At 70.0% G+C, this 17,927-nt stretch carries 13 protein-coding genes and 1 pseudogene; all 14 read left to right on the top strand.

The genetic code is table 11. The features are described 5' to 3' along the window. Nucleotides 1–117 precede the first annotated feature (117 nt). The 14 genes and pseudogenes from ACWGKQ_RS15945 (at nt 118) to crcB (ACWGKQ_RS16010) (ending at nt 17,141) form a co-directional block, all read left to right on the top strand. Entirely contained in the window at nt 118–1,578 is a 1,461-nt protein-coding gene (locus ACWGKQ_RS15945) for a tyrosine-type recombinase/integrase (protein WP_453292514.1), read from the top strand. Between the two features lie 131 nt (nt 1,579–1,709). Next, nucleotides 1,710–3,524 carry a hypothetical protein gene (locus tag ACWGKQ_RS15950; RefSeq protein WP_453292515.1) on the top strand — a complete coding sequence of 605 codons (1,815 nt, stop codon included), beginning with the start codon at nt 1,710–1,712 and terminating at the stop codon, nt 3,522–3,524. Continuing rightward, nucleotides 3,521–6,019 carry a hypothetical protein gene (locus ACWGKQ_RS15955; protein ID WP_453292516.1) on the top strand — a complete coding sequence of 833 codons (2,499 nt, stop codon included), beginning with the start codon at nt 3,521–3,523 and terminating at the stop codon, nt 6,017–6,019. The genes ACWGKQ_RS15950 and ACWGKQ_RS15955 overlap by 4 nt, the downstream gene beginning before the upstream one ends. A 42-nt stretch (nt 6,020–6,061) precedes the next feature. Then, nucleotides 6,062–6,445, top strand: a complete 384-nt coding sequence (locus ACWGKQ_RS15960; RefSeq protein WP_453292517.1) for a hypothetical protein — start codon at nt 6,062–6,064, stop codon at nt 6,443–6,445. A 69-nt stretch (nt 6,446–6,514) separates the two neighbouring features. Next, entirely contained in the window at nt 6,515–6,874 is a 360-nt protein-coding gene (locus tag ACWGKQ_RS15965) for a CU044_2847 family protein (RefSeq protein ID WP_453292518.1), read from the top strand. Next, complete coding sequence (locus tag ACWGKQ_RS15970) at nt 6,829–11,067, top strand: hypothetical protein (RefSeq protein ID WP_453292519.1); 4,239 nt, start codon at nt 6,829–6,831, stop codon at nt 11,065–11,067. The genes ACWGKQ_RS15965 and ACWGKQ_RS15970 overlap by 46 nt, the downstream gene beginning before the upstream one ends. A 62-nt stretch (nt 11,068–11,129) precedes the next feature. After that, complete coding sequence (locus ACWGKQ_RS15975; protein ID WP_453292608.1) at nt 11,130–11,732, top strand: HAD-IA family hydrolase; 603 nt, start codon at nt 11,130–11,132, stop codon at nt 11,730–11,732. A gap of 55 nt (nt 11,733–11,787) precedes the next feature. Continuing rightward, on the top strand, nt 11,788–12,630 hold the full coding sequence (locus ACWGKQ_RS15980; protein ID WP_453292609.1) for a DUF317 domain-containing protein: 843 nt from the start codon (nt 11,788–11,790) through the stop codon (nt 12,628–12,630). 31 nt (nt 12,631–12,661) lie between these two features. Further along, on the top strand, nt 12,662–13,147 hold the full coding sequence (locus ACWGKQ_RS15985) for a hypothetical protein (RefSeq protein WP_453292520.1): 486 nt from the start codon (nt 12,662–12,664) through the stop codon (nt 13,145–13,147). Nucleotides 13,148–13,206: 59 nt separating this feature from the next. Beyond that, nucleotides 13,207–13,794: pseudogene (locus ACWGKQ_RS15990) on the top strand (DUF317 domain-containing protein); the annotation flags it as partial. A gap of 234 nt (nt 13,795–14,028) precedes the next feature. Continuing rightward, complete coding sequence (locus tag ACWGKQ_RS15995) at nt 14,029–15,048, top strand: SpaA isopeptide-forming pilin-related protein (protein WP_453292610.1); 1,020 nt, start codon at nt 14,029–14,031, stop codon at nt 15,046–15,048. Between the two features lie 464 nt (nt 15,049–15,512). Further along, complete coding sequence (locus ACWGKQ_RS16000) at nt 15,513–15,869, top strand: transposase (RefSeq protein ID WP_453292521.1); 357 nt, start codon at nt 15,513–15,515, stop codon at nt 15,867–15,869. 338 nt (nt 15,870–16,207) lie between these two features. Then, nucleotides 16,208–16,693 carry a fluoride efflux transporter CrcB gene (gene crcB, locus ACWGKQ_RS16005; RefSeq protein ID WP_453292611.1) on the top strand — a complete coding sequence of 162 codons (486 nt, stop codon included), beginning with the start codon at nt 16,208–16,210 and terminating at the stop codon, nt 16,691–16,693. Between the two features lie 73 nt (nt 16,694–16,766). After that, entirely contained in the window at nt 16,767–17,141 is a 375-nt protein-coding gene (crcB, locus tag ACWGKQ_RS16010) for a fluoride efflux transporter CrcB (RefSeq protein WP_453292522.1), read from the top strand. Nucleotides 17,142–17,927 lie beyond the last annotated feature (786 nt).

A 17,927-nucleotide genomic window follows, 5' to 3' on the forward strand; every position in this document is an offset into this window, starting at 1 on the left:
CGACTACAACGGTTAGGTCCAGTGTCCGTACTTGTCTCAGCTCGTTGACGGGGTGAACGGCGAGGTGGCGATGGGCTGTTAGGTTCCGCGGTTGTTACGACCAGCCGCGGGAGTGCGATGCCTTACTTCTTCACCTCGTCCAGTCATCTGGCCCGGCACCAGGAGGCGCTGGGCAAGCTCGGCTTCGATGTGTCTCAGATGCTGTCCGGGCCGACGTCATTGCCGGAGGGCACGCCGTTCTTCGTGGACGAGGACATGCGTCCGGTCGAGCCGCTGTGCTCATACTTCTTTGATCTCGCCCGGCACGTGGGCTCGGAGAGCCTTCGGGACTACGCGTACGACCTGATGGGGCTGGAGGATTTCCTGGCCCAGGTGCTGGATCCGCCGTCGGATCTGTTGTCGGCGACCGAGGCGGACTTGGTGGCCTTCAGGCGGTGGCGTACGCAGTTGGCTCCGGTTCCGGTCGGGCCGGCGACTTGGCGTCGCAACCGTACAGCGATCAATGGGTTCTATGACTGGGCGGTCGGTACGGGTCTGTTGGTGCGGCGACCGTACGCTCGGCGTCGCAGTGGGCGGGATGTCTTGTCGTGGGGAGCGGCTGCTGATCTGGATGTGCGGCATCTGTCGCGGGCGCAGTACGTGATGTTGCACCGGGTCGGTCTCGGGGGTGATCTCCCGGACGGCAGTGCGGATCCGGGTTTCCGGCGTGCGGGGCGGCTGCGGAACATGGTGGCGGCGGACCTTGCGGTGACGACGGGGATGCGGTTGCGGGAGTTCAGCTGCCTGTTGGACATGGAGGTGCCGCGCCCGTGCCCGGGGGCCGGGGCGGTTCCGGTGGCGTTGGGGGCGATCGCGAAGTACGGCTTTGCCCGGGTGGTGATGGTGCAGCAGGCGGTGTTGCGGTCGTTGGAGCTGTACCGCCGTACCGAGCGTGCCGCTCAGGTGGCGCGCAGCCATGGGGCGCTGCGGCGGCGGCGCGCGGAGTTGTTCGTGGTGGACGACGTCGATGAGCGGCGGATGCGGGTGTCCGGGCTGCTCCATGGTCGTCGGCGGTCGTTCGAGGTGGTGGCGATGCCGGCGCCGCTGCGGCGGATCGCCGTGCTGGAGGGGGAGCGGGGGCTGGAGCCGCTGGGGTTGTTCGTGGGCCGGGGCGGTGGGGTGCTGTCGGCGTCGCGCTGGCAGCAGGTGTTCGATGCGGCGGCCGAGCGTGCTCGTCGGCTGTCGGAGGCGTGGGGCGGGGTGGAGATGCCGCGCAGGGTGCGGCTGCACGATCTGCGCCATACGTTCGCGGTGTTCATGCTGCGGTTGTTGACGGAGCAGGTCGTTGAGGACGAGCGGCGCCGCCGGGAAGCGGGCGGGTCGGGGGTGTGGCTGCTGCAGCACGTTGCCCGGTCGCCGTTGATGATCCTGCAGCGGCTGCTGGGGCATCGTGATCCGCGGTCCACGATGAAGTATCTGCGCTACCTGGAGGACGTGAGCGCGATCGTGGCGCGGGCGGTTGAGGAGTGGACGCGGGAGGACCGCACGTTCGCCGACTACGCCTTGTTGTGTGCTGGCCGGGACGGCGGTGGTGTGTGATGCCGCGGCGTGGGGAGCGGAGGCAGGTGCCGGGGCAGCGGGTCGAGCCCGTTGCGGTGGTGGCGGAGCCCGCGCGGGTGGGGGTGCGGGAGGTGGAGCGTGCGTCCCGCCGGGACGGCGCGGTGTGCCGGGTGGATCCCGGCCGGTTCGCCTGTCGCGCTCTGGTGGCGGAGTTGGCCGATGAGTGGGTGTTGTACTGCCGGGCGCGTGCCCTGCGGGGGCCTGACCGGGCCGCGCGGGCGGTGCGGTTCTTCGCCGCGTTCGCCGACGCATGGCTGGCCGAGCGCGGGCTCGATCCGCAGCTCGTGCGGCTGGCGGGGGGACCGGCGGACCTGACGGAGATCATCTATGAGTGGGAGCATGAACTGCGCCGCGTTCACCCTTATCCGTCCAAACGCGGCTACGAGTTGGCGTCGAATCTGCTGGCGCTGATCGAGCAGCGGTCCGTACGGGAAGGGGACCTGCCGCGCAAGCTCGCCGCCCGGGCGCAGGCGGCGCCGCTGTTCGGGAAACCGGCTGAGCCACCGCCGCTGGAGGAGTTCAACCAGGCCGAGCGACTCGCGCTGCGGGATGCCGCCCGCCACGACATCCGGGCCCTCGAACGCCGTCTGGCCGCCGGTCGAGACTTGCTGGAGACGGGAGGCGATCCCCGGTGCGGCGGCTGGGAGACCGTGGCGAACCTGGTCTGGGCGGTGCATCAGGGAATGCTGGACACGACGGTGCTGCGTGCCCATCTGCCGACGTCACCCGGACACTGGCCCACCGAGATCCGGCAGGTTGCCGGGGACGCAGGCGCAACGTGGGCCCCGCAGGCGCTGCTCGCGGGCCTTGCGGCGATGGTGTTCCCGCGTGAGCTGGATCTGCAGCCGTTTCGCGTGTTGCTGCTGCTGGCCATGGACGAGTGCACACCGGAAGAACTCCTCGATCTCGCCGTGGGCGACGTCGAATTCACCGACGGCGGGGTGCGCCTTGCACAGACCAAGCGCCGCGCCGGGCGGATCCGGCGCCGCCTGCACACCGGTAGCGCGGCGGCCGACGACGGTGACGGGTCCACATTCGACGGGGAAGGCCGCTGGGACGTACCGGGGCTGCTGCGCCGCCTGTTCGCGGTCACAGACCCGGTCCGGCACGCCTACCCGGATGTCGCCAACTGGCTGTGGGTGGCGGTGGAGCCCTCCGGCGCCGGCCGGGCGCGGGTAGGCGGGCGGCGGGCCGAGTTCGTCCTTTCGGGGCGCCGACTGACCGACTGGATCACCCGTCAGCGCCGGACGGACGGACGTCCATTGGAGATCACGGCGCCGCACGATGCGCGCAGACTGCGCAAGACAGCCAAGATCGGAAGGGTGGTCGCGCTGGGCGGCGCAATCGCCGACCTGGCGGGCGACGACCACCACGTGGAGGTCTTCCGCCGCCACTACGCGCACGGCACCACCGCGCACGTCTTGGCGGGGCGGGCCGTAACCACGGCCCAGCAGAAGGTGTTCGCGTCGCTGACCCGACCGGTCTTCACCGACGAGGAAGCCGTGGCCGACCTGACAGAGCCCGAGGTGAGTGCCGCGCTGGGCCTGGATGAGGACACCGCCGAGGCGATGCGGGACGGGCAGCTGGACATGGGCCTGGTCAACTGCCGCGACCCCTATGCCTCCCCGCACACGCCCGCGGGCTCGGTGTGCCATGTCGCGCCGGCGATGTGCATGCTGTGCCGCAACGCGGTCGTCTTCCCCTCCCACCTGCCCCGTCTGGTGCTGCTGGCCGAGCACATCGAGCGGATGCGCAACCGGCTCACCCCGCCCCAGTGGCAGGCACTCTGGGGCCGCCAGGCCACCGCACTGGCGCAGCTGTTCGACGAATGCGCCGCGTCGATGCCCGACGCCCGCCGCGCGGCCCAGAAGGGCCGAGCCCGGCTCGACCTCCCCCTCGGCATGCGCACGGAGTACGAGCGGTGAGCGCCCCCGCCTGCGAAGAGGCAGCTCTGCCGACTCCCCGGGCGGCGTTCGGCGATGACCATCCAGTCTTCACCGCAGCCAACGGACTGCTCGAACAGCACCAGGACCCGGTGCCCCGCTTCGGCGAGCGGGAACGCTGGAGCGGCTCCTGCCTGCGCCGGCCGAGCAACGTCATCCCGGGCAACTGGCGGATCGTCTTCCCCACCTTCGACGCGGCATGGAACCTGCGGGCCAGGGAGGTCGCCTTCGCCTTGCTCAACCCGACCCATCCCGTCCTGCGGACCGCCGGCGTCTTCCGTCCCGCCCAGCCGGCCCACCTTTCCACGGTGCGACAGATGATCGAGCGCCTCGGCGTACTGGGCCGCTGGGCCATCGCCCACAACCAGCCCAGCCACCTCCCGCACTGGACCGATGACATGCTCACCGCGTTCCTGGCCTCCCTCCTGCAGGCCGGCGTGACCCGGGAGCGGTCCCTGATCCCCTACCGGTCCATGCTCACCGCCCTGCACGACCTGCATCCCGTGCTGACCGGCGGCGGACTCGTCACCGACCCGACACGATCCGCCGCCGTGGGCGCGGCCTGCACCACACCGACCCCCACCGTCGAACCGGCCGTATGGTGGCCGCTGCTGCGGGCCGCATGGACCTACATCGACTCCTTCGCCGACAACATCCTCACCGCCCGGGACGAGGCTCTCGCCCGGCCCGCACGCCCCGCTCCGGCAGGTCCGTCACGGGCGCGGCCGAGCATCGACGAACGGCTGGACGCCTGGCTCGCCGACCCTGCGACCCGGATTCCCGTGCACGCCGACGCATTCCGGACCAGCCCGGCGGGCACCCCGATGTGGTCGGTGATCAGCCTGCTGATCACCGACGGCACCAACGAGCACGCCCTGGGCCCCTCGCGCCCATCCGCCGCCTCGCGCCGCCGCCGCGTCCTGGACGAAACCGCCCGCGGACGCACCATCGCCCTCACCCCCGGCCAGGCCGAGGAGATGCTCGGCCTCACCCGCCAACCCAACGCCCCGTCCACCCAGACGCCTCAGCGCTCACCGGCCGAACGCGACGCCGCTCTGAAGACATGGCTCGCCGAACCCGGCCACCTCGTCCCCGTCCACGAGACGACCCGCACCACCGCCCAAGGAGACCAGGTCGTCCGCACCCCCCGCTGGTCACTGCTGGCCACCCTCGTCTACGGCCCCGGCGGCCCGCGCACCATCTCTCCGAGCTCGGCGGCCTCCCGCAGACGCCGCGCGATCGCCCAGGCCGCCGTTGACGCAGGCCAGTACCAGGTCCTGGCGGGGCAGGCCCGCGCCGCCGACCTGCCCCGCCCCATACCGCACTTCACAGTCGTACGACGCGCCGACGGCACCGAAGGCCCGTGGCGCACCCAGCTGACCGACCGCGACCTCGGCGACGAACTGCGGGTGCTACAAGGCGCCGTGTACTGCTTCGTGGCAGCGCTGTCGATGATGCGCGACTCCGAAATCCAGGAGATCCGCCGCGGAGCCCTCACCAACCACTACGGAACACCCGCCCTGCGCTCGCACAAGCTGAAGAACGAGCTCGGGCCCGTCGAAGAGAAGTGGTGGATCATCCAGCCCGTCGCCACCGCCCTGACCGTCCTCGAACGCCTCTCACAACACCCCACCCACCTGTTCACCACCCTGGCCACGCCCGGCACCTCGGGCCACGGCCGGGGAACAGGCCGACGCGGCATCAGCGCCCCGTGTGCCATTGACACTTTCATCGCCCACGTCAACGCCCGCCGCCACACCACCGGACTCGACGCCATTCCCGACGCGCGGGTGCGACCGCACCAGTTCCGCAAGACCATGTCCGTCATCTGCGCTCAGGAACCCGACGGCGAGATCGCGCTCGGCATCCAGCTCAAGCACGCCGCCCGCCGCATCCTGGCCAACCCCACCACCCACTCCTACGCCGCCCCCGACGGCGCCTGGATGCGCGAGTTCGACGACCGGCTCGCCACCGCCGCAGCCGCCAAACTCACCGGGCTGCTCACCGCCCGCACCACCGGCGCCACCGTCGCCGTCGGACCCGCAGCCAACCGCCTGCACGCCGGCCTCGACCGTGCCGCCGCCCAACTTCCCACCCCCGCAGACCCGCACGGGACGCAGCCCGGCCTCCAGGCGCTCGCCGCCGATCCGCGCGCCGCTGCCGATCTCATCCGCACCGAACTACCCGAGCTGCACTTCGGCACCCTCAACCACTGCCTGTGGCAACCGGAATGGGCCGAATGCACCCAACACCTCTCAGAGAACGAGGGCGGTGCGCCACTCATCGGGGCCTGCCAGCCAGCCTGCTGCCGCAACTCCGCCGTCACCACTGACCACGCCCCCATCTGGCTCGCCGAACAACACGACCTCACCCAGCAGCTCCGCGACCGCCGCCTTCCACCCGCCCGCCGAGCCGCCCTCCAAGCCCGCCTCGACGACGTCGAGACCATCACCACCGCCCTCTCCCAGGACCCGTAAATGGCCGTCTCCCCAGCCTCCGAAGCCAAACTCCGCGCTGCCATGACCCGCCTCCTGGCCGGACAGCCCCAGCACACCGACGGCGCCCTCACCAAGGAAAACCTCGCCCGTGAAGCCGGCGTCAGCCACGCTACCGCCCACCGCGCCACCGACGTCCTTGCCGAATGGAGTGCCCATGTACCCCATCCCGTTCGCCGCACGCCCAGCGAGAGGGCCAGCGACGACACCATCACCACCCTGCGAGCCCAACTTGCCCAGGCCCGCGAGCAAGCACGCGAACTCCAGGGCCAGCTCGACGCCCTGGCCACGGTCACCGCGAACCTGTACGCCGAGAACCTTGCCCTGCGCAGACGCCTGCCCGGCCCTACTCCCTCCCAAGCCGGCGGTGACGCAAACGCCACGGCATGGCCAGTCGCGCCTCTTTGACCTTGTTAACTCATCAACTCACCTTGAACAGCAGCCGGATGGAACACTTGGCCACGGAGGTGCACGCGCGTGACGGTAGTGGAATTCGCGGCGGGTCAGGACGGACGCGTTTACGTCGATGTCCCTGACAGGGCCGATGACAACGACGGCAGCGGACTGGTCCGAGCCGGCGCCGGGGACCGGATCGCCCGGGCTGCGGCGGATACCTGGCAGGGTGCCCTGGCAGGCGTACGGTCCGCAGCCGAGGGGGCGCTAGCCCAACTGCGCGCGATCGACCCGCCGCCGGAGGAGGTGGAGGTGACCTTCGGGGTGGCGGTCGACGGCAAGTTCGGCGCGACACTGGTATCGGCCGGAACGAATGCGCATCTGAACGTGAAGGTGGTGTGGCGGAGCACGACTCCGACGACGGGCTCGGACCCGGCCCCATGACGGGCCTGGCAAGCCGGCTCGCGGAGCGTCCGCCGTGGCTGGTCCGGTTTCCGCACCTCCACGGTGAGAGCGTAGCGGGAGCTGGCGTACTCATCGGGGCCCGGCATGTAGTGACCTGCGCCCATGTGCTGGAAAAGCAACTCGGGCGACCGCTTCCCGTACCCGGACTCGGCCTGGCCGAGCGCGATGAGGCGGTCGAGTTCGCAGTCGAGTTCCCGTTCTCCGGTGAGCCCGGAACCACGGGTACGCGGATGCGTGCCAGGCTCATGGACTGGGTGCCGATCGCGGCGGACGAGTCCGGCGACGTTGCACTGCTGGAACTGGACTCGTCTGTCGACTGCATTCCGGCTCCGCTGGCATGTCCCCCCGCGCTGAGTGGTCACCGATTTTCTGTCCACGGCTTCCCTCATGGTGATCTTGCGGCACGCCAGGCGACCGGTGTGCTGCGGGGGGCCAGTGGTCGGGAGGGACCGTGGGTGCAGCTGGACGCGAAAAGCTCGGCCGGCTGGGCGATCGAGGTGGGCTTCTCCGGCTCACCCGTGTTCGACCACAGCAGGGAGGCCGTGGTCGGCATCGTCGTGATGCGCGACAAGCACCGCACCGGGCACATGCTGCCAATGTCGTACCTGCGGACACTCTGGCCCGAGGTCCGGACCAACTGCCGCTGGAGGCTGGACCTCGACGAGAGCTACCGCTCGCACTGGCGCCCCCGGGCACGCGGCCTGGAGACCGATTCCGGCACTGCCGAATGGTTCTTCACTGGCCGCACCGAGGCCCGCCGAGTTATCTGCGACTGGCTGAAGGACATGGACCCAGCCCTCGCAGAGCACCCGATCCTGCTCGTGACGGGAGGACCGGGCACTGGCAAATCTGCGCTCCTGGCGCACTCGCTCGTCTCATCCGACCCGCTTCTGGCCGAGACAGTACCTCGCCCCGACCCCCGACGGGCCTGGGCCGCCGGCATCTCCGACCCACGTCCGCCGATCGGATCCTTCAATGCGGCGCTCCATCTGAAGGGGCGCACCTGCGACGAAGCGGCGGCGCAGCTAGCCCGCGGGCTCGGTATCGACGCGAGTGACTCCGACGAACTGCTGGCCGCGATAGGCGAGCTCCCCCTCGGCGAGAAGATCACGGTGCTGGCGGACGCCGTGGAGGAGGCCGCCGACCTCAAAGAGGCACTGCGGATCGCGACCCTGCTACGGCAGCTTGCCACCACCGGCCGGGTCCGGGTCCTGGCCTCCGTGCGCACCGCGCCCGCCGGAACCAGCCGGGCACGCATCCTGAACAACTTCGGCCGCAGCGCCCCTCGCATCGATCTGGAAGACAGCCGGTACCTGCACCGCCCCGACATCGCCGACTACGTCGTACAGCGCCTGAGCAGCGAACGGTCGGGCTCGGCCCGGTACCACGCATACGAGTCGAATCAACGGCAAGCCGTCGGCGAGGCCGTGGCCCGCAAGGCCCGCTACAACTTCCTGATCGCCCAGCTCACCACCGGTTGGCTGATCCGCCGCAGTACGCGGCACCCCGAACTGGACGACCCCTCCTGGGAGGACGAACTACCCGAGACTGTCGGCCAGGCATTGGACGCATACCTCGATGCGTGCGGCACGGATACCGAGACCATCCGCCGCTTGCTCACAGCCCTTGCGTACGCCCGCGGCGACGGCCTCCCCCGCAGCGACACCTGGCTGTACCTGGCTGACGCGCTCGGTTTCGGCGTCTGCCACAGCGCCGAAGACCGGGAGAAGATCTTCCAGAGCGCGGCGCACTACCTTGTCGAAAGGGTCAACGACGGCGCGGGGACACCCACATACCGGCTGTACCACGACGCCCTCGACCAGCACCTGCGAGAAGAGTACGAGCTTGTCCATCACGCACCTGAGGCGGCCATTACCGCAGCTCTGGTAGACGCCGTTCCTGAACGAGATGGGCATCGGGACTGGGTTCATGCCGATGCATACACACGTGACCATCTGGCCAGTCACGCAGCAGCCGCAGGACAACTGGACACCTTGATCACCGACGCCGAGTACCTGGTCCACGCGGCCCCCCGCAACCTGGTTCCACACCTGTATCACCGTGCAACATCATCGGGTCAGCTTTCCGCAGCGGTCTACCGCACCTCCCTCGGAATCCATGCCAGCACGGCTCCGGGGGTACGTCGCCACGTACTCGCTCTCGACGCTGCCCGGGCAGGCGCCACGGCCCTCCATCAGCAACTCATCCACCACATACCCGAGGGCGACTGGGCCCCGCTCTGGGCTACGGGCGGCACTTTCTCCCCGGCACTGCGCGGCACCATGACCGGCCACACGTTCGAGGTACTGGCGGTGGCCTGCACGGTGTTGGACGGTAGTCCCGTCGCTGTCACCGGCGGCGCCGACGGGACGGTGCGGGTGTGGGATCTGCGGACCAGCACCCTTATCGGCCAGCCCCTGACCAACTGTAAGGACAAGAAGGTGAAGGTCGCGTGCACGGTGCTGGACGGTAGTCCCGTCGCTGTCACCGGCGACGCCGACGGGACGGTGCGGGTGTGGGATCTGCGGACCAGCACCCTTATCGGCCAGCCCCTGGCCGCTGACAGGGGCTATGTCTTTGCAGTGGCGTGCACGGTGCTAGACGGTATTCCGGTTGCCGTCACCGGCGGCGGGACGGTGGCCGTGTGGGATCTGCGGACCGGCACCCTCATCAGAAGATTCTCCACTGGGCACACAGGCGCGGTAACGGCGTTGGCGTGCACGGTGCTGGACGGTAGTCCCGTCGCCGTCACCGGCAGCAGCAGCGGACGCGACGGGACGGCGCGGGTGTGGGATCTGCGGACCGGCAACCCCATCGGCCGACCCTTGGCTGGCCACTCGGGCGCGGTGTTGGCGGTGGCGTGCACGGTGCTGGACGGTGCTCCCGTCGCCGTCACCGGTGGTGGCCTCACCGACGGGACGGTGCGGGTGTGGGATCTGCGGACCGGCAACCCCATCGGCCAGCCCCTGGCTGGCCACACCCGCGTGGTGTCGGCGGTGGCGTGCACAGTGCTGGACGGCACCCCCATCGCCGTCACCGGTGGTAGCCCCGTCGGGACGGTGCGGGTGTGGGATGTACGGACCGGCAAACCCATAGGCCAGCCCTTGGCCACTCCCACCGGAGTGACGGGGGCAGCTTGTACCGTATTGGACGGCGCTCCGGTTGCCGTCACCGGCGGATATGACGGGACGGTGCGGGTGTGGGATCTGCGGACCGGCCCTCCCATAGCCCAGCCCCTGGCTGGCCACACAGGCAAGGTGTTGGCAGTGGCGTGCACGGTGCTGGACGGCACCCCCATCGCAGTCACCGGCAGCAACGAGCACGACGGGACGGTGCAGGTGTGGGATCTGCGGACCGGCAACCCCATCGGCCGACCCTTGGCTGGCCACACAGGGGCGGTGTTGGCGGTGGCGTGCACGGTGCTGGACGGCACGCCCATCGCCGTCACTCAAAGCAGCCGCACCATCGATGCGACGGTGCGGGCGTGGGATCTGCGGACCGGCATCCCCATCGGCCCACCCTTCGACCACACCGGCGACGGAAGATCAGTGGCGTGCACGGTGCTGGACGGTGCTCCGGTCGCCGTCACCGGCGGCTATGACGGGACGGTGCAGGTGTGGGATCTGCGGACCGGCAACCCCATCGGCCCACCCTTGGGCCACAACCGCGGGGGAGGACCAGTGGCGTGCACGGTGCTGGACGGTAGTCCCGTCGCCGTCACCGGCGGCGGGACGGTGTGGGATCTGCGAACCGGCACGCTCATCAGCGAGTTCGCGATTGGGCACAAGGGCGCGGTGTACGCGGTGGCGTGCACGGTGTTGGACGGTAGTCCCGTCGCCGTCACCGGCGGCGACGATGGGCTGCTGCGGGTGTGGAATCTGCGGACCGGTACCCTCATCGGCCGACCCTTGATCGGCCACACGGGCCAGGTCTGGTCGGTGGCTTGCACGATCGTGGACGGCGTCCCCATCGCTGTCGCCGACATATTCGTGTCGGGGCGACCGGAGCGGGAGCTGCAGGTCGGGGTGTGGGATTTGCGGACTGGTAAGCCCGCGGGCTTCTTGGCGGTTACCAACCTAGGTTCTGTTGCTGGGAGCCCCGATGGCGATCTCGTACTGGGGCTCGACCACGACATAGCGGTCTTCCGTCGCGGCACGACTCGTCCTCGCTAACCGAGATTCGGCAGTCAGTCATAGCACTTGCGGGTGACGTAGCGCCTGCGAGACCTGCCGTACTGAGACAGCGAACTCTGCCTAACAACGGCGTCATCGGACTCCAGCCCACCCGCACCCACTGGCTCCGACTGGCCCGCACCGCATCCTGGCCCGAAGACGATCTCACCGGCTTCCAGCAAGCCTTCTGGCACGCCCGCGACCTCTACGACGCCGGCCAGCTCAGCGACCTGGCGTACTGGGCACGCGTCCTCGACGCACACCCCGGCCCCCGCCTGCTGCGCGAACTGCGCGCCGCGGACAGTGCCATGTGGACCGAGACCGACACGAGCGTCCTGGCCGTCCTCCGCCGCGCCTACGCCACCCGGCTGCGCATGGTGCTGCTCTCCAACGCACCCGCCCACCTCGCCACCGTCCTCGACACCCACGACTGGCGGCACTTGATGACCCAGGCCCTGTACTCGGCCCGGCTTCAGGTATGCAAGCCCGACCCGGCCGCCTACCAACACGCTTTGCAGGTCACGGGAGTTAGCGATCCGCGACGCGTGCTGTTCGTGGACGACCGCACCGACAACTGCCGGGCCGCTACCCGCCTGGGCCTGCGGACGCTGCACTACACCGGCGCCGCTGACGCCCTCCGAGAAGCCCTCGCGCTCGCTGCCTGACCTGTCCGCCTTCACCCTTCAGGGACCTGTGACCTCTCACGACGACCTGCGCACGATGGACGGAGACGTCTTCGTCTCCCCACGCCATCTCGCCTCCACCACGGGGACCGGCGACCCGGCCCTCGCCCCCCTCACCGGCCTCGGCTGGGACCTCCACCACGACGACCTCGGCAACGTCTACGTCAACGCTCCCGACAGCAAGGTCCGCCTGGGCTACCTCCCCGAAGGCGAGGACGACGGGCTCTGGCGCATCACCGCCTACCGCGATCCGTTCGGGCCGCCGACCTGGGGCGTCTGCTTCAACGACCGCGTCCCCACTGAGTTCGTCACCGCGTTCACCACGGCCCTCGCCACGGCATACGAGCAGGGGCCGGACGCCTACCTCGCCTGGCCAGTCTCGGGGAGCCACGACCACGATCCCTTCCTTGCCGTCGTGCCCCTGCTGAAACAGGGCTGGGAGATCGACCGCCCGCGCTGGGGTGCGTTCGCCGTCCAGGCCCCGGACGGACTGGCCGGCCTGGAACTCATCACCGGCGACCTCGATGCGGAAGCCGAACTGACGACACGCGAGGCCCGCTGGCAGCTGTGGGCGGGCAACTCCGTTGACCGGCCTGTCTGGTACGCCACGGCCAGCACCGACACCCCTGTCGCTCTGCTCACCGCCGTCACCCAGTGCGTCGCCGATCCGGCTCCACTGCCCCGGTGGCGCGAGAACACCTTCAGCTACATCAAGGGCATGGCCCAGCTCACCCCGATCATTCCGCCCGGACCGCCGGCCCCCACCCCGCTCGATGTGCAGCGGGCCGCCGCGTCCCGCCGCCCGGCCGCGCTCCCCGCGTCCAGCGTCCCGCGCTGGAGCACCACCAGCAGACCAGCCCTGCCCGGTCCACGCCGCTAGCACAGGCCCTTCCTCCTACCGGAGACCCCTCTTGTTCCTGCAGGCCCCGGACTTCTTCGCCGAGCTGTGCCTCCCCTTCCCCGACCACACAGTTGTGGGCAACACCTACTTCGCCGTCCCCGCCCCCGGCGGACAGCTGCGGCTGCGGATCGATTTCACCGACACCATCCGGGCGGACACCTACGGCGGGTTGCGCGTGGCAGTCGTCCACCCGGACCGCGGCGAGATCGACGCGGTGGCACTCAGCTTCCTCGACCACGGAACCTTCCACCGCCGCGACGAAGCAACCAACACCCGGCCGAACACGCACGGTTACGGCGTGATCCACAAGTACCACCGTCCGGATCAGCCACCGTGGGCTGGGGCCGTCACCACAGGGCTGCGTGACGCCATCGAGCAGTACACCGCCGTCTGGTTCCCCGGCGCCTGGAACACGTCCACCCCGGGCCGCGCCGCAGGTCGGACTGCGCAACCGGCGCCCGCGCCGGTCACCCGTAACGGCACCCGTGCCCGCTGAGCCGGGCCCCCACCGCCTAGCCAGCCGTTCCGCACCCTTCAGCAGGAGCCCTGCCCGTGATGACCCACCCCTTCGAAAACCTCGACCCGGCCCAGCCGGTCCAGGTCCTTCCCCGCCACCTGGCCGGGCCCGGAACCGTCGACCCTCGCACCACGTGGGACTTCCCCTACGACGAGGGCTGGCCGTTCGCCCAGACCGAGTTCGGCACGGCTGCCGCGTTCAGCCCGTGCCTGCGACTGCAGACCACCTACGACCTCCAGCCCGAAAAGCCCGGCAAGGGCACGTGGATGATCACCGCACACCGGGCCCTGTTCACCCCTGCGGACTGGTGGATCACCTTCGACGCCACCCCCCCCATCGAGCTGGTCCACGACGTCCACACCGAACTGCTCGACCTCTACCTCGAAGACCTGCACAGCGACCAGGACCGGCTGTTCCAGGACGAGACGACCGCGCAGGAGGCGTATGTGCCGCTACTCACCCGCGGCTGGAGCCACGACGTCAAGACCGACGGCACACAGACCTTCCTCAGCCCGGAAGGACTCGGCGGCGTCCGCCACCGCTACAACATCAGCGGCTCCAGCGGGCCGGCCTGGCGAGCCTGGGGCGGCCATCCAGACGAACCGCACTGGAAGGCGGACTTCTCCTTCCGGACACCCACCACGTTCGTCGCCGCCTTCACCGCCTCGCTCATCTCCACCGAGCCACTGCACCGCACCGTCCAGGACGTCCCCGTCCAGACCCGACGCGCCTCTACATCGCCACCACGACCACGAAGCCCGCGCACGGCAACACGCCCGTCTCCCCGCCACCCCCCGTCCCGGCCCCCGGCCGGACCCGCTGACCTGTCCTGCTTCCAGACCCAAGGAGTTCGCTTCCCCGTGAACGTGTGCTTTGTCCGATCCGCCGCCGTCACCGCCGCGGTGGCCGGCACCCTCATCTGGGCGCCGGCCGCGAGCGCCCAGCCCTCCGAACCGGCCCCCTCGGTCTCAGCCGACCCTGCCGAGACACCGGCCCCGGACACGGGCAGCGTCGAGATCACCGCGAAGGACACGGCCGGAGATGTCCTCCCCGGCGCCATGTTCCTACTGCTCGACTCCGCCGGCCAGGAAACCGGACGCGGACAGTGCGACGCCCTGGGGAAGCTGACCTTCCCCGACCTCGCGCCGGGCGTCTACCGGCTCAAGCAGACGGCCACCGGCAGCCCGCTCCGCGAGGTCATCGCCGACCAGGACGTCATCGTCACCCCGGGCAACGCCACCCGGCTGACGATCACCGACCCGTTCAAGGCCGCCAAGGTCCTCCTGCAGGCCAAGGACGACAAGACAGGAAAGCTCCTGCCCGGCGCGACCGTGAACATCGGCACCGGCACCTCCACGCTGCTCACCCTGACCACCGGTGCCAAGGGCACGGCCTCCGGAGAACTGCCCGTGTCGAACCGCAGGACGCAGTTCTGGATCAAGGAGATCAAGGCCCCCGCCGGCTACGGCCTCTACAAGCCGACGAAGACGTTCACCGCAGGCCCCGGAGCCCCGGTGACCGTGACCGTCACCAACGCCAAGACGACCACCGGCCCGAAGCCTGATTCCTCAGACAAGCCGCCGCACCAGCCCACCGACTCCCCGTCGAGCCCGGAAAGGCCAAGCAGCGGTACCGGAGGCACCACGCCGTCCGCCTCGGGCAGCGCCACACCGGAGCCCGACTCCTCATCCTTCGCCGCGACCTCGGCCGGCGACTCCACGCCGAAGGCGCCGACAGGCTCCCTCGCCCACACCGGAGCCGACGCCACACCGTGGCTGATCGGCGGCGCAGCCGTACTGACAGCAACAGGCGGAGGCGCTCTCCTCCTGGCACGCCGCACCCGCACGGACAGCCCCACCGACGACTCCACCGAGAGGTGACCCGCACTCCACCCCGCTCCATGACTGAGAGCCCCCGGATTCCACAGCCTGGAATCCGGGAGCTCTGTCGTCCACGAACGCGGTGGCCCTCGTTACGCTGCCGCAGTGATCGACCCCTCTTCGCTCCCCGGCGATCCCTCCGAGCTGCACCTGCGCATCTCCTACGACGACGAACTCTGGGACACCCCGCAGGCCGACACGCTGGAACGTGGCCGTCCCGCATCGCCGACGTACCCGCGCCGCAGGGCGCGAGCCGGTCGCCCCCAGCGGGTACGCGGCCTCCGGCGCCCCGCTCCGCACGGTCGAGGACGCCCTCGTCGGATCCATGACGTTCTACCGGGTTCACCTCGACCGAGGGCGCAACGCCTACTTTATCCCGCCATCTCTTACGCATCGAGTGCTTGTCTTTGCGGCTTAAATGCCCAGTTCAATTGGGCAGCCAGTCCGGGAGCGTTGCAACAGTGGTGTTGCTTCTCTCTGCCTTCGCCGTGCCTCAGTTGCGCCAAGGGCATCGCCTGCGTGGGCCGGCGCGGACCGCGCCGCAGGCGCCCGCCAAGCTCCGGGCCGACAAGGCGTACCACTCCGCCGACACCTTGTCCTGGCTGTGCAAACGCGTCATCATCCGGATCGCCCGCCCAGGCGTCGAGTCTACCGAACGACTCGGACGCCACCGCTGGAAGATCGAGAGGTCCATCTCCTGGCTGTTCGGCTACCGCCGCCTCACCGTCCGGTACGACCGCAAAGGCCGCCACTTCCTCGCCTTCCTCGGCCTCGCCGCCGTGCTGACCTGCTGCAAGGAACTCGCCAAGCTCGCCACGTGAACTTTCTTATGCTTCGGTTTCGCCACCACGGCTTTTGACCCATAGCCCCGCTGCTACCGAGACGAATGGATGCGGACTGGCTCGCTGGCAGGCGGAGGGGAAAGGCACGTGGCGTGGGCATGTCGCCGCGGTGAGCATGCCATAGCCGCGCCCTGCCCGGGCGGTAGCGGCAGCGGGCGGGTCCGGTACTCTGGCGGCCTGCGGCGCCTGTGGGGTGCCGCGCGGTGGTGGGGCCCGCCGTACGCGAACCGCGGCGAGGATGCCGCCAACGGTCCCTACTTGCGATGGTGTGCGCCCGGATGCCGGGTGCCCGGCGAGTAGGAGACGCGGGTATGGAGATGGAGTCGCGGCAGTCACCGGTGGTGGACTCGTCCATTGATCCCGATCTTGATGAGCAGTCCCTGCGGCAAGGTGCGCCGTGGCGGGGGCAGTGGCCGGTCATCCGCGTGGTGGCGCTCGGCGGTGCCATCGGAGCGTCAGCCCGGTACGGGGTGGGGCTGCTGTGGCCGCTCGCGCCGGTGGCGCTCCCGTGGACGACGCTGGCGGTGAACGCTGTGGGGTGCGCGGTGATCGGGGTGTTCATGGTGGTGATCACCCAGGTGTGGGACGCGCCCCGGCTGGTGCGGTCGTTCTTCGGTACCGGAGTGCTGGGCGGGTTCACTACTTTCTCGACGTACGCCGTGGACATTCAGCGGCTGGTCAACGGCGGGCGTGCCGGGGTGGGTCTGGCGTACCTGGGGCTGACGCTGTTGGCGGCGTTGGCGGGGGTGTGGGCCGGGGCGTCGGTGACGCGCCGCGTGGTCTGTGGGAGGGCTGGGCGATGACACGGCTGGCAGGCGGGGCGGAGAACGACGGCGTCGAAGTATGCCGGTACATAGGCGGGGAGGGGGAGGCGCGGTGAACTGGCTGCTAGTGATTGCCGGTGCGGTGGTTGGTGCGCCGTTGCGTTATCTGACCGACCGGGCGGTGCAGGCCCGGCATGACACCGTCTTTCCGTGGGGCACGTTCGCGGTGAACGTGGCGGGCTGTCTGGTGCTGGGCCTGGTGACGGGGGCGGTGACGGCGGGTGCGGCGTCGCCGCAGGTGCAACTGGTGCTGGGCACAGGGCTCTGTGGGGCGCTGACGACGTATTCGACGTTCTCGTATGAGATGCTGCGGCTGGCCGAGGACGGTGCGCGGTTCTTCGCCGCCGCCAACGTGGTCGCCAGTGTGGTGGCCGGCCTGGGAGCGGTGTTCGTCGGTGCGGCCGTGGCGCAGGCGGTGTGGGGATGATTCGTACACGCCGTCCGGGCGGCCGGCGTCGGGGTGGGGATGGCGGATCTTGGTGTGGTTCGGCACGGGAGCCGGGCGGACTTCGTGTACGAGGGCGCCCGTTCGGTGACGGGTCCGCTGCTGGCGTCGCTGGGTGCGTCGGCGGTTGTGGTCGGGTGGTGACCGGCGCGGGTGATGCCGCTGCGCTGGGGCTGCGGCTGGTATAGGGGCCGTTGGTGGACCGTACCCGGCGCTCTTGGGGCCTGACTCGCCGGTACGCCTTGACCGTGGTCACCGAGCAGGTGCTCAGGCTGGACGGCGTCTTGCGGGCAGCATGCGCGCTGGTGATCGCCGAGCGGTTCGGCAAGGCGGTGCGGTCCCCCGACCAAGGACACCCGGCCTGCGGGTTTTGGCCGCGCCCTGGGCCGCGGTGCTGGGGCCCGGCTGCGGGGCGGGGCTGCACGGGATGTGCTGATCGGCCGCCGGGCGTCTGCGGGAGTAGCCTTAATCGTAAGCGGCGCCTCTGTCCTGTCAGCGGCGGTCGCGCGGCGGTGGGGCTCGCCGTACCCGAACCGCGGCACCTTCGGTGCCGCCAACAGTCCCTACTCGTGAAACTTGGTCTGCCCGTCTGTGGGCCCACACGAGTAGGAGGGTTACGGCATGAAAGGCAGTAAGCCGCAGGTCACGGGGCGCACCGATCTCCAGGCTGATCGGCTCACGCATGCGCGGCGCCGTGGACATGCGGCGCGCAGGTTCTCTCTCCATGGACAACGTCGGGTACCCGGCCTCGGGCGGTCTGACGTTCAC

The sequence above is a fragment of the Streptomyces sp. NPDC054770 genome (genome assembly GCF_053611985.1).

Coding starts and splice junctions, on each gene's coding strand:
- ACWGKQ_RS15945 (WP_453292514.1), top strand. CDS start 118: ATGCCTTACTTCTTCACCTCGTCCAGTCATCTGGCCCGGCACCAGGAG.
- ACWGKQ_RS15960 (WP_453292517.1), top strand. CDS start 6,062: ATGACCCGCCTCCTGGCCGGACAGCCCCAGCACACCGACGGCGCCCTC.
- ACWGKQ_RS15980 (WP_453292609.1), top strand. CDS start 11,788: ATGGACGGAGACGTCTTCGTCTCCCCACGCCATCTCGCCTCCACCACG.
- crcB (WP_453292611.1), top strand. CDS start 16,208: ATGGAGTCGCGGCAGTCACCGGTGGTGGACTCGTCCATTGATCCCGAT.